Origin of the sequence: Hymenobacter sp. DG01 (genome assembly GCF_006352025.1) — a bacterium.
Classification (GTDB): Bacteria; Bacteroidota; Bacteroidia; order Cytophagales; family Hymenobacteraceae; genus Hymenobacter.
The window spans coordinates 861,187-873,960 of sequence record NZ_CP040936.1; the positions used below are offsets into that span (position 1 = coordinate 861,187).

General features: G+C 59.7%; 8 protein-coding genes. All 8 read right to left on the reverse strand.

What is annotated here, in order from left to right; all coding sequences use genetic code 11:
- Positions 1–212 precede the first annotated feature (212 nt).
- The 8 genes from FGZ14_RS03610 to FGZ14_RS03645 all read right to left on the reverse strand — a co-directional run bounded on the left by FGZ14_RS03610 (position 213) and on the right by FGZ14_RS03645 (position 12,737).
- On the reverse strand, positions 213–2,264 hold the full coding sequence (locus tag FGZ14_RS03610; protein ID WP_139921304.1) for a glycoside hydrolase family 127 protein: 2,052 nt from the start codon (positions 2,262–2,264) through the stop codon (positions 213–215).
- Between the two features lie 200 nt (positions 2,265–2,464).
- Positions 2,465–4,147 (reverse strand): sodium/sugar symporter, encoded by a 1,683-nt coding sequence (locus tag FGZ14_RS03615; protein WP_139921306.1) that lies wholly within the window; start codon positions 4,145–4,147, stop codon positions 2,465–2,467.
- Positions 4,148–4,211: 64 nt separating this feature from the next.
- Positions 4,212–5,702, reverse strand: coding sequence for an L-arabinose isomerase (gene araA / locus FGZ14_RS03620; RefSeq protein ID WP_139921308.1), 1,491 nt, complete (start codon positions 5,700–5,702; stop codon positions 4,212–4,214).
- Between the two features lie 108 nt (positions 5,703–5,810).
- Positions 5,811–6,512 carry an L-ribulose-5-phosphate 4-epimerase gene (locus tag FGZ14_RS03625; protein WP_139921310.1) on the reverse strand — a complete coding sequence of 234 codons (702 nt, stop codon included), beginning with the start codon at positions 6,510–6,512 and terminating at the stop codon, positions 5,811–5,813.
- On the reverse strand, positions 6,509–8,230 hold the full coding sequence (locus FGZ14_RS03630; protein ID WP_139921312.1) for a ribulokinase: 1,722 nt from the start codon (positions 8,228–8,230) through the stop codon (positions 6,509–6,511). Before FGZ14_RS03630 ends, FGZ14_RS03625 begins: the two co-directional genes overlap by 4 nt.
- 182 nt (positions 8,231–8,412) lie before the next feature.
- Complete coding sequence (locus tag FGZ14_RS03635) at positions 8,413–9,618, reverse strand: aldose epimerase family protein (protein WP_139921314.1); 1,206 nt, start codon at positions 9,616–9,618, stop codon at positions 8,413–8,415.
- Positions 9,619–9,906: 288 nt separating this feature from the next.
- Entirely contained in the window at positions 9,907–11,610 is a 1,704-nt protein-coding gene (locus FGZ14_RS03640) for a family 43 glycosylhydrolase (RefSeq protein ID WP_139921316.1), read from the reverse strand.
- 50 nt (positions 11,611–11,660) lie between these two features.
- Positions 11,661–12,737: a family 43 glycosylhydrolase gene (locus FGZ14_RS03645; protein WP_139921318.1), complete on the reverse strand. Its 1,077-nt coding sequence runs from the start codon at positions 12,735–12,737 to the stop codon at positions 11,661–11,663.
- Between the last annotated feature and the right edge of the window lie 37 nt (positions 12,738–12,774).

Here is a 12,774-nt window from a genome sequence, read left to right on the forward strand (position 1 = left end):
CAGCAGCGTAACGCAAACCCTGTTTCGGTAGATTTCAGGCAGCGGGCTTTCAAGGAAAAGCGGGGTTAGGAACCGCCTGCTCCTACCCCCTCTTTTGCCCTAGAATGGCTGTATCCTAGCTGTTGTCATTCCGAGCGGAGCGAGGAATCTGGGTGTGCCATTGCAACGGGTTTACTCAGGTTCCTCCCCACGCTCGGAATGATAACAAATGATTATTTGCCCACCGTTACCTCTTTCGGCTGGCGCGACACCAGATCTACATCCGTGATTTGCTGAGGGAACCACACCACCATTTCGCCTTTGCCGCGGTTGGCCCAGGCGTAGTAGGGAATGGCCGTCAGGGTTTGGCGCGTGGTGCTAATGGAGTTGTTGGCGGCATCTACCTGCACGGCGGGCACGGTGGCCGTGAGCTGCATAATGCCATTGAGGACCTCGGGCTGGTAGCTGGCCGTGAAAGAGGTAGCGGCCGGCACGATGAGGTTACTGGCCTTGCCGTTGTTATCCTTCCACTCGGCGCAGTACACCACCGGGCCGCGCTGCAGGGCCACCCGGCCCAGGTTGTCCTGCACTTTCGGGTTGGCTACTACCTGGCGCACGTCCATGGGCAGCTTCACCTCTACCACGTCGCCGGGGCGCCACTTGCGGGGTAGCACGGCGTACCCCTGTCGGGTGGTGTACTGCACGAGTTTCCCATTCACCGTGATGCTGATTTTCTCGGCAAAGGGGGTAGCGAAGCGGTATAAATCCGACGGCATGGCCTCGTTGCGGGCCCAGCCGGGCAGGCGTACCAACAGGTTAAAATCGGTGGAGGCGGCGGGGCTGATGGTAAACTTCAGGTCGCCCTGCCAGGGGTAGTTGTTTTGTTGGGTAATGCGCACAGCCTTGGTGCCCACTTTCAAATCGGTAGTGCCGCTGATAAACAGGTTGGCGTACACGTCGTTGCCTTTCTGGGCGTACACGTAGCCGGGCAGTGAGGGCATCAGGCGGGCCATGTTGGTGGGGCAGCAGCTGCAGTCGAACCAGCCGGCGCGCTGGGGCTCGGTCTGGGGGAAGCTCGCGCTGTTCTTGATCTGCATGGCGTTGGAGTAGAAGAACGATTTGCCATCCAGCCCTACCCCCGAAATGAGCCCGTTATAGAGCACTTTCTCCATGACATCCACGTACTTGGCCTCGCCGTGGAGCTGGAACATACGCTGGTTCCAGTACACGTTGGCCACCGAGGCGCAGGTTTCGTTGTAGGCCGTAGTGTTGGGCAGCTCGTAGTTACCCCCGAACCGCTCGCCGCCGGGCACCGCGCCGGTGCCGCCCGTCACGTAGAGCTTCTTGCTGACCATGTTCTGCCAGATGCTGTCCACTGCGGCCAGCATCCGCTGGTCGCCGGTGAGGGCCGCTACGTCGGCCATGGCGGAGTACAGGTATTCGGCGCGTACGGCGTGGCCTTCGGCCTCGCGCTGGTCCACCACCGGTTTATGGTCCTGCCAGTAGGAGCCGTTGCGCCAGGCATCCGGGCTTTTGGGATCGTAGCCCTGGTACTTGCCGCGCTCCTCCAGAAAGAATTTGGCCGTGCTCAGGTACTCCGGCTTGCCCGTTACGCGGTAAAGCTTCACCAGGCCCATTTCCACAATCTCGTGGCCGGGGGCTACTCCGCGCTTGCCCGGCCCAAACACGGAGCACACCAGGTCGGCGTTTTTCAGGGCAATGCTGAGGAGGTTTTTCTTGCCGGTGGCCTCATAGTGCGCCACGGCCGCTTCGTAGAGGTGGCCCGAGTTATAGAGCTCGTGGCTAAGCTCCCGCTCTTTCACCCAGCGCTCTGGACCCGCCCAATTGTGGGGGTGAGCCGGGTCGATGGTCCGGGCCGTGTAGAGGTAGCCATCGGGCTCCTGGGCGGCAGCCACCTTTTTAATCAGGGCGTCCATGTACTCATCCAGCTTCTCATCGGGGTAGAGCTTGAGTGAGTACGAAGCGCCTTCAAGGGTCTTGTAAATGTCCGTGTCGTCGAAGGGAAAGATGGTGGCAAACTTGCCCGACTTGGCTGCGGCCATTTCAAAGTTCTTGACCCGGTTGGTGGCCTCGCAACGCTGAAACGAGGCCGGAATGGTCACGTCGGTATTAGTTTTGAGGCGAGGCAACCAGAAATTATCTGCTAGCTTCACCTTGGTAAAGGAAACTGCCTGAATAGGGTAGTCTGACTTCTTAACTGATTGTGAGAGCCCCACGGTAGCAGTCAGTCCGGTAAAGGCTAAGAGGGGAAGAAGACGGTTCATGGAAAGGAAGGGGGTAGGGAGGAAGTTGGTTTTCGGAGCCAAGACACTTCACAGCTGCTGTCCGCAGCTATTTAAGCACTCCTCAATATAGTAAAGATCACACAAACGATTGTGTTGTCATTAAAACAGAAGGGCGGTACTAATACCGCCCTTCTGTTTTAATGGCCTTAGGTAAGGCCAGTCAGCAAAAGTTATCTGGCCTACCAGTAAATCGTATAAAGCGCCGTGATGAGGGCAATGACTACGATAGAGCCGATGGCAAAGCTGCGGTGAGGGCGGAACATGCTGGCGTCCACTTCCAGACCTTTGGTTTTTACGCCGCGGCTGGTTTCGATTACGCTAATCAGCACCATTACCAGCACGCAGAGCACGAACACGATACCCATGCGGTCGAGGAAGGGAATTTCGTAAACGCCCTCAGCATTCGGCACGGCAAAACCGATAGAAGCCAGGCCCGATAGGTCGGTGAGGTTGGGCAGTGCTTTCAGAATAACCGACAGGATGAAGCCGCCGATGGTGGCAAACAGGGCCGCCGAAGAAGTGGTGCGCTTCCAGAAGAAGCCCAGAATGAACATGGCGAAAATGCCGGGCGACACGAAGCCCGTGTACTCCTGAATGAATTCGAAGCCACCCTTCTTATCGATGCCCAAGTGTGGGGCAATCAGCACGCCCAGCAGCATGGCTACTACCACGGTAATCTTACCCACCGATACCAGTTGCTTTTCCGAAGCCTCGCGGTTGAATACCTTCTGGTACACGTCGAGGGTGAAGATAGTGGCAATGGAGTTGGCCTTACCGGCCAGCGAGGCTACCACAGCCGCCGTAAGCGCAGCGAAAGACAGGCCTTTCAGACCTACCGGCAGAATGTTCAGCAGCACGGGGTAGGCGCGGTCGGGGTTCAACTCCCCATTCTGCATCATCTCCGAGCCAAACACGTTTTCCTTGTAGAGCACGTAGGCGGCAATACCGGGCAGTACCACGATAACCGGCATCAGCAGTTTCAGGAAAGCGGCGAACAACAGACCGTTACGCGCCGTGGGCAGGTCGGCACCAAGGGCGCGCTGGGTGATGTACTGGTTGCAGCCCCAGTAGTTCAGGTTCACAATCCACATACCACCGAGCAACACCGTCAGGCCGGGAAGGGCGCTGTAGTTAGGATTTTCCTGCTTCAGAATCATGTGGAAGTGGTCGTTGGCCTGCGAGGTCATCTGCGAGAAGCCTGCCAGCACGCCCGACTGACCGTAGTGCTCAGCTACCAGGTTCAGGGCCAGGTAGGTGGTAGCCAAGCCACCCAGAATCAGGAAGAACACCTGAATTACGTCGGTGAAGCCGATAACCTTCATGCCACCCAGGGTGATGATGATGGCAAAAGCCGCCAGCGCGTACATGCAGAAGGTCAGGTTCAGGCCCGAAATGCTGCTTACGGCAATGGCGCCGAGGTAGAGAATGGAGGTCAGGTTTACCACCACATAGAGGGCCAGCCAGAAAATGGCCATAATCATGGCTACGGTGCCGTTGTAGCGCTGGCTCAGGAACTGCGGCATCGTGAAGATCTTGTTCTTCAGATACACCGGAATGAAGAACACGGCCACAATAATGAGCGTGAGAGCGGCCATCCACTCGTAGGTGGCAATGGCCAGGCCCATCTTAAAGCCGGAGCCCGACATACCCACGAATTGCTCGGCGGAGATGTTGGAGGCGATGAGCGAGGAGCCGATGGCCCACCACGTCAGGGAGCCTTCAGCCAGAAAGTAATCTTTAGAATCCCCCTCCATGGTACCGTCGTGACCAGTTTTCCGACGGTAAATCCAGATGCCGTACCCGGCAACTATGGTGAAATAGACAAAGAAAACGATGTAATCAATCGTAGCGAGTTGGTTCATTGGGGAGGAAACAGTAGGGCTTTAAGGTGCGGATGCGAATGAAGATTTCAGAAAAGTAGTGAAATTATCGTCCGTTAAAAGCCACTTCGTTGTAACGAAGCTCATTTTTAAAGGTACGCAGCTTAGTTTCCTCATCGATGATGACGTACTCGATGCCGGCCATTTCGGCAAAATCCTCCAGATACTCAGCCGTTAAATTCTGGCTGTAGCCGGTGTGGTGCGCTCCGCCGGCGTAAATCCAGGCGGCGGCTCCTACGTTCAGGCTGGGCTTCACTTTCCAGAGCACGCGGGCCACGGGCAGCTTGGGCAGATCCTGCTCCGGGGCTACGGCCTCTACCTCGTTTACTACCAGCCGGAACCGGTGACCCAGGTCCACGATGGTGGCGTTCAGGGCCGGGCCAGCAGGGCAGTTGAACACGAGGCGGGCCGGATCGGCCTTGCCGCCGATGCCCAGGGGGTGTACTTCCACCTTGGGCTTGCCCTCAGCAATGCTGGGGCAGATTTCCAGCATGTGGGACCCAAGCACCTGCTCGTTGCCGGGCTGGAAGTGGTAGGTGTAGTCTTCCATGAAGGAATTGCCACCGGGCAGGCCGGCGCCCATCACCTTCATGGCGCGCACCAGGGCCGAGGTTTTCCAGTCGCCCTCACCCCCGAAGCCGTAGCCCTCGGCCATCAGGCGCTGGGTAGCAATGCCGGGCAGCTGGGCCATGCCGTGCAAATCCTCGAAGGTATCGGTGAAGCCAATAGCCTTGGTGTCCTGCAGAAACTGGCGCATGCCCACTTCAATGCGGGCCGCCTCGCGCAGAGAGTCGCGCTGCTCGCCGCCTTCTTTGAGGTCAGCGCCCAGCTCGTATTCCTGCTCGTACGTCGCCAGCAGCTCGTTTACCTGGTCGTCGCTTACCTGATTGATAACCGCTACCAGGTCGCCGATGCCGTAGGTGTTCACGGAGTAGCCAAATTTCAGCTCGGCTTCTACTTTGTCGCCTTCCGTTACAGCCACGTAGCGCATGTTGTCGCCGAAGCGCACGATGCGGGCGCCCTGCCAGTCGGCCCAGGCCGAAGCGGCGCGGGCCCAGATGCTGAGGCGCTCATGCACATCGGCGCTCTGCCAGTGGCCTACCACTACCTTGCGCTTCAACTTCAGACGGGCCCCAATAAAGCCAAACTCCCGGTCGCCGTGCGCCGATTGGTTGGTGTTCATGAAGTCCATGTCAATGTCCTGCCACGGAATGTCGCGGTTGAACTGGGTGTGCAGGTGGGCCAGGGGTTTCTGCAGAATCTTCAGGCCGTTGATCCACATTTTGGCCGGCGAGAAGGTGTGCATCCAGGCAATCAGGCCCACGCAGTTCTTGGTGGTGTTGGCTTCCTGCACCAGCTGGTAAATCTCGTCGGGGCCCGTCAGCACAGGCTTATACACGATTTTGATGGGTAGGGCGGAGCCGAGGGCTTCGGCAATCTGCTGGGAGTGCTGGGCTACCTGCTCCAGGGTTTCGGGGCCGTAGAGGTGCTGGCTGCCGGTGATAAACCAAGCTTCGTATTGGGAGATGTCAATCATGTTTTTAAGCTGTTAGCTATTGGCTGTCAGCTGATAGCTTTTGGTCGGTTGAGAAGAAGGATAAAGGCCGCAAGTGCCAAGATTTCGCTGTTTTACCAGTTAACTGGATCAAGACTGGCCGTAGTAGGAGTGCAGGCCGTGCTTGCGCTCGTAGTGCTTCTGGATAAGGGCTTCCTTGAGGCGGGGCACGTCGGGGCGGAGGGTGCAGCTGAGGTAAGCCATGCGGGCTACTTCTTCCAGCACGGCGCTGTGATACACGGCTTTTTCTACCGTTTTACCCCAGGTGAAGGGGGCGTGGTTGCTCAGGAGTACCATTTCCACTTCCTCGGGCGAGAGGCCCCGGCGCTGAAACTCGTTGATGATCTGCCAGCCGGTCTGGTGCTCGTAGTCGCCGGCAATCATGTCGTCGCTCATGGGCGGGGCGCAGGGAATGTCGGCGGTGAGGTGGTCGGCGTGGGTGGTGCCCAGAATCGGAATGTCGAGCTGAGCTTGAGCCCAGGCCGTGGCGTAGGTGGAGTGCGTGTGCACGATGCCCCCAATATGCTCCCAATGACTGTAGAGCACCGCGTGGGTTTTCGTATCCGACGACGGACGCTTGGTGCCTTCTACTATTTCATTGGCAAAGCTCACGATGACAATGTCTTCGGGCCGGAGGGTAGCGTAGGGCACGCCGCTGGGCTTGATGGCAAACACGCGGTTTTCGCGGTCCACTACGCTGGCGTTGCCGAAGGTGAAAAGCACCAGCCCCAGTTGGGGCAGCTGCATGTTGGCCTCGTAGCAGGCCTGCTTTAACTCTTGATATTGGCTCATGCTTGATCAACCAGCTCGGTTTCGGCGACTTCGCCAGCCTGCAGCTGGGTAGCTTGTTCTACATAGTGCCCGAAGGCCTGGTACTGCTCGTAGCGGCGCTGGTAGTCGGCTACGCGGGCGGGGTTGGGCGAGTAGGTTTCGGCGAAGCCATTGCCCATAGCCTTCTGGGCCGATACCACATCGGGGTGGATGCCGGCGGCTACGGCCGCGTACATAGCCGAGCCCAGGGCCGGCGCCTGGTCCGATTCGGCCACCTTGATGGGGCGGTTAAGCACGTCGGCCAGGGTCTGCATCATAAAGCCCGACTTCTTCGCTACCCCGCCCAAGCCAATTACCTGCTTAATCGGAATGCCTTCCTGCTCGAAGCGCTCCACAATTTGCCTGGAGCCGTAGCAGATGGACTCGACCAAGGCCCGGAAAATCTGGGGGGCGGAGGTGCCCATAGTCAGGTTCATGAGGGCGCCTTTCAGGGCCTGGTTGGCGTCGGGCGTGCGGCGGCCGTTCACCCAGTCCAGGGCCAGCACCTGCGATTCATCGGGATTCACGGCCTCGGCGGCCTTGTTCAGCTCGGCCATCATCTTGTCGCTCAGCTCCTCGCGCAGGGCGGCTTGCTGCTCCGGGGTTAAGGCTGCGGACTGGGGTAGGAGGGTGCGCAGGGGCCACTCGATTACCCCGCGGAACCAGGCCAGCAGGTCGCCCACGGCCGACTGCCCGGCTTCCAGGCCCAACATGCCGGGAATAACGGAGCCATCTACCTGCCCGCAGATGCCGGGTACCAGCTTGCCGCCTACCTCATCCATAGGCGCTACCACAATGTCGCAGGTAGAAGTGCCCATTACTTTCACCATCGAATAGGCCTCGATTTCGCCCGCCACGGCGCCGGCGTGGGCATCGAACGAGCCCACAGCTACCACCGTGTTGGTGGTCAGGCCCAGGCGCTGGGCCCATTCTTCGGAGAGGTGACCAGCCACTTCATCGGCGGTGTAGGTTTCCTCGAACAGCCGCTCGCGTAGGCCCGCCAGTTTGGGCTCGAGCAGGGTTAGGAACTCTTCGGAGGGTAGGCCGCCCCAGCTCTCGTGCCACATGGCTTTGTGGCCGGCGGCGCAACGGCTGCGCTTAAAGGTGTTCAGCTCGCCGCCGGTCAGCAGCAGGGTCAGCCAGTCGCAGTGCTCCATCCAGGAGTAGGCGGCCTGGGCCACGGCCTCGTCCTCGCGCACAACGTGGGTTATCTTGGCCCAGAACCACTCCGAGGAATAGATGCCACCCTCAAACTGAGTGTAGTCGGGGCCGCCCCAGGTGCGGGCCTTCTGGTTGATTTCGGCAGCTTCGGGCAGGGCCGTGTGGTCCTTCCACAGCACGAACATGGCGTTCGGGTTGTCCTCGAAGCCGGGCTTGAGGGCCAAGGCTACCCCGTGCTCGTCCACTGGGCCAGGCGTGGAACCCGTGGTATCCACGGCCAGCCCCAGAATCTGGGCGGCGGGTACGTGCTGGGCCACCCGGCGCACGGTAGCTTCCAGGCCCTCAATATGGTCGAGGGGGTGCTGGCGGAACTGGTTTTTGGTGGCGTTGCAGTAGCGCTGCTCTTTCCAGCGGGCGTAGGGATGCACGGCCTGGGCTATTTCCTGGCCGGTATGGGCATTCACCAGCACGGCCCGCACCGAATCGGTGCCATAGTCGATGCCGATGACGTAGGCTTCGGGGGAGGTAGGGTTTTCCACGGGGAAAGGTAATGGGGTGATGAGGTAAACTGGAATGAGGTAAGGTGATGGGTGATGAGGTGAACCGTAATGAGGTAATGAAGAATAGAGAGTAATAAGTCAACCGAAGCAACCTATCACGCAGATCTTTAGGTATAATCTGGTGTCTTCATCACCTCATTACGATTCACCCCATTACCTCCTCACTTTTTAACGCCAAACGTGTAGATGGTCGTGGATTGCAGCGTTTGGCCCGGCTTCAGGATGGTGCTCGGAAACTTGGGCTGGTTGGGCGAGTCGGGGAAGTGCTGGGTTTCCATGCAGAAGCCCGCGTGCTTGCCGTACACGGTGCCGCCTTTACCCTTCAGGGTGCCATCGAGGAAGTTGCCGGTGTAGAATTGCAGGCCGGGCTCGGTGGTTTGCACCGTCATGGTGCGGCCGGTGGTGGGCTCATACACCGTGGCAGCCGTGTGCAGGCCGCTGGCCTGGTTGAGAATCCAGTTGTGGTCGTAGCCGCCGGGCACCTGCCCAATCCGCTCGCCAATGGTATGGGGAGTAGTAAAATCAAACGGTGTGCCTTTCACGGGGCGCAGCTCGCCGGTCGGGATGAGGCCGGCATCTACCACGTTGTAGCGGTCGGCGGCAATGGTTACCTCGTGGCCCAGCACATCCTTGGTCTGGCCCAGGCCCAGGTTGAAGTAGGCATGGTTGGTGAGGTTGACGGGGGTAGCCTTGTCGGTGGTGGCCGAGTAGCTGATTTTCAGGGCGTCGTCAGCGGTTAGCGTGTACACCACCGTTACGTTGAGGTTGCCAGGGTAGCCCTCTTCGCCGTCTTTGCTGAGGTAGGTGAGCGTGAGGGTCTGGCCCTCGGCGGAAGTGCCGGGCTGGGCCTGCCACACTACCTTGTCGAAACCTTTTTTACCGCCGTGCAGGGTGTTTTCGCCGTTGTTTTTGGCCAGCGTGTACTCCTTGCCATCCAGGGTGAACTTGCCGCCCTTGATGCGGTTGCCGTACCGCCCGATCAGGGCCCCGAAGTAGGGCCCCGACTTCAGAAATTCCGAACTCTGGTAGCCGCTCACGTTGTCGAAGCCCAGCACCACGTCGCCTGGCTTGCCGCTTTTGTCGGGCACCAGCAGGCTCGTGATGGTGCCGCCGTAGTTGGTGATGCTCACCTTCAGGCCGTGGGCGTTGGTGAGGGTATAAAGCTGCACCTCGGCGCCGTCCTGGGTTTTGCCGAAGGAAGCGGTGGTAGGCGCGGCCGGATTGGCGGCGGAGGCCAGGGTAGTATCAGCGGTGGCAGCAGAGCCGGTGGCGGTCTGCTCCGTGGAAGCAGATGGCTGGCAGCCGGCAAAAGTCAGCAGACCTGCCACACTGGTCGTTACCAAGGCAGCGCGGTTAAATTTTGTCATAGAAAGGAAGAGAAAGGCGTAGAGTGAAGAGAGGCAAGAAGGCGGCTTCAGCCGTGTACGATTGGGGTAGTTAATGGATTGTGTAATGCAGGAATCAGGATATCTGTCTGAAGGAAAGAGGCTTGTGGAGCAAACGCTTAGCCCACCTGACTCCATCTTCAAAACACCAAGCGCTTATAGCCATGTAAAGTAGAAAATCCTTTCTGATATGCACAATCGTTTGTGTTGTTTTGTAGGCCCCGTTGCACCCTTGTTGACTTAAAAACGTCAATATCTCCTTCTCTTGATCTAGAGCACCGAAAGCTTTTGGGTAAAGGACCCATCAGCCCGGCGCACCTGCACCAGATACAGGCCCGGCCGCAGGTTGGCATTCACGCGCAGGGTAGGAAGCGGCTTGATAAACTCGCGGCGGTACACTACGGCCCCCGCCTGATTTACAACCTCCACATAGGTAGCCTGCGGGGTCAGCTGGGAGCCAAAGTCAATGGTAAACCCTTCCGAGGAAGCCGGCACGGGATAAACGCGCACCCCCTGCAGCCGGGCCGCCGCAGAGGCTGCCAGCGGTCCACTCGCGGCCGGGGTCAGGGTCCAATGCTGGCAGGCGCAGCCGTTGTAGTCCCAGAGGCCCAGCTGCTGCCCGGCAACCTGTGAGGCGTTGGGTACTTCCACTACCCGGTTGCCATTGGCCGAAGCCAGCACCAGCGAGCCATCGGCGGTGCGGTCGATGCGGAAGCGCTGGCAGGGTGCGCCGCTGTAGGCAAACAGTTGAAGCTTGGCCCCGGCATCCGGCGAGCAGCCCGCTACGTCGGCGGCCAGGCCGCCCAGAGCGTTGGTAATTTTGTATTCACCGTCGCCCAAGGGCACAAAATCCCAGCGCTGGCAGTCCAGGCCGGCGGGAGTGCCCTGGGCAATCATCTGGCCCGATACGCCCGTGCAGCCCCAGGCATCCCACACCAGGTTACTGTTGCTGCTTTTTATTTCATAGCGGCCGGCCGCTACCCAGTCGCGGGTCACGGAGGGCCAACCGGCAGCCGTCCACGTCAACTTGGCCAGGCCCAGCTTAGGGGCGCCGTTGTCGTCGCCATCATAATAGTGGTGGGAGAAATAGCTCACGCCGCCTTCCTCAAAAATGCCCGCGTGGCCCGGCCCGATGTAGCGGCCACCGCTGCCCAGCACCAGGGTACCGCCCCCGGTGTTCAAATCAACCCCATCTTGATCCATAAACGGCCCACTTGGGGAAGCCGAGCGGCCCACCAGAATATGGTAGGTGCTGTTGATGCCGTTGCAGCAGCTGCCTCGGTTGATAAACAGATAGTAAAAGCTGCCGCGCTTGGTTAAGTAGGCTGCCTCTACGTTGCCGTTGGCTACCGTAATCTGCTGGGTAGAAGCCCCGCTGAGGGGCTTGCCGGTGGTTGGGTTCAGTTGCAGCGTCCGGATGCCGCCGAAAAATGATCCGTAGGTAAACCATACGTCGTTGTTGGTGTCCCGAAACACGGCCGGGTCAATGGCGTTGGCGCTACTGCCGGCGTTGGAAGAAACCACCTCGCCCTGGTCTTCCCACTTGTAGTTGGGGCTGGTGGGGTCCAGGGTCACGTTGGTGGCTACCCCCATAGCTGATACTTTGGAGCCGAACGTGGAGCAGGAGTAGTACAGGTAATACTTGCCGTTCATGTAAATACACTCGGGCGCCCAGAAGTTGCCCGTAAAGCCCGGCACTTTGGTATTGATCCAGGCCGGGTAGGCGTTATTGACGAACACAGCCCGGGGCCCCGGTGTCCAGTTCACCAAGTCCGTGGAGTACATGCTATAGATGCCCTGGCCGGTGGCAAAAATCCAGTATTTGTTGCCTTCCTTCACAATGGTGGAAGGATCGTGCACGCCGGTCAGGCCCTGCAGGGCGTAGGCCTGGGGCCGGGCCCCGGCCAGCAGTAGCAGCAGCGCGCTCAGCCGCAGCAGGTAGCGCACGCGAGTGGAGAGTAGGGGTGCAAGCATGATAGGAAGTAGTAGGAGGAGAAAACAAATAAGGTCCCGGCTCGCGGCGGCTATTCGCCGCCGGGCCGGGGTAGGGCGGCGTTAATGGCAACGGGCGTTCCGAAGTTGGGGGTACCATCGGCGTTCCAGGTGAATTTCTGCATCCGCGGGTTGCGCTTCTCCACGCAGCCTTCGTTGGGGTTGGAGTTGGCGTGGTAGAGAATCCAGTCTTCCTGCCCGTCCTTCGACTTAAAAAAGGAGTTGTGCCCCGTGGCGTAGGCCCGGCCGGCCGGGTTCTGCCCGAACACCGGGGTAGTGGACTTGGTCCAGGACGCGGGGAGCAGGGGGTCGGCGGTAGCGGAGGCCGTGAGCAGCCCCAGGGCGTACTGGTCGGTGCCGCAGAAGCTGGCCGAGTACACCAGAAAGATTTTGCCGCCGTGCTTCAGTATTTCCGGGCCTTCGTTCACGCCGAAGCCATTAGCTTCCCAGCTGAACTCGGGGTGGGAAAGCTCCACCCGTGGCCCGGTCAGGGTCCAGGGGTTGCTCATCTGGGAGATATAGAGGCGCTGCACGCCGTCCAAGCCGTTGTGACCCGACCAGATGAAATAGCGCTTGCCGTTCTGCTCCAGCACCGTGCCGTCAATAGCCCAGTGGTCTTCCGGCGAGCTGAACAGGCGGCCCTTGTCCACCCAGGTGCCGGTGGTGGGGTCTGCTGCATCGTTTTCCAGCACCCAGGTGCGCTGCTGCCCCAGGTCGGTGCCAGCCGGGCCGGCCGAGTAATAGATATACCACTTGCCATCCAGAAAGTACAATTCCGGGGCCCACAGGTTGCCTGCGGCGTTGCCCGAGCCGGGCGGCGTCCAGGCCACCACACTGGACGTAGAGCCTAACTCCGACATTCGGGCGGTTTTCCAAATGCGCAGGTTGGTGTTGGTGGTGTGCATATAGTAGTAGTAGCCGTCCTTCTGATACACCCACGGGTCGGGCCCGGAGGCCATTAAGGGGTTCGTGAAGGTGGAGCCCGCCGGTGGGGTAACTACGGGCGGCGCAGGCGCCACGGTAGCCTTGCCACCGTCCTGGCAACTTAGCAGCGCCAGCAGCCCCAGAGCCGGCAAGTAGCGGCGTAATGCTCCAGCGTATCGGTTCATGACAGCATCAAACAGGAGTACAGGAAAAGACCACGAA